The following is a 252-nucleotide window of genomic DNA, read 5'->3' on the forward strand; positions in this document are numbered from 1 at the left end:
CTCCACCGCGCGGCGGATCGCGTCGACGTCGTCGGCCGACAGCGTGCGGCCGACCGCATCGGCCGCCCCGGCCAGCACGCGCTCGATGCGCAGCCCGAGCAGCGGCATCACGGCCGGCCGCGCGTCGACGCCCGGCCAGCGCGCATCGAGTTCGCGCACGATCACGTCGGCGGCCACGGCCTCGCTGTCGATCAGCACGCCGTCGCAGTCGCAGATCAGCACGTTCACGCCATGATTTGCCGCGCTCATTTG

1 protein-coding gene is annotated in these 252 nt (G+C 73.0%); it reads right to left on the reverse strand.

Translation table 11 applies throughout. The annotated features are described in order from the left end of the window. Nucleotides 1-252: hypothetical protein (locus AAEY79_RS15805; protein WP_352289588.1), on the reverse strand; the 252-nt coding region annotated here is incomplete at both ends.

Origin of the sequence: Psychrobacter sp. GW64-MNA-CIBAN-0177 (genome assembly GCF_040309585.1) — a bacterium.
Lineage (GTDB): Bacteria > Pseudomonadota > Gammaproteobacteria > Pseudomonadales > Moraxellaceae > Psychrobacter > Psychrobacter okhotskensis.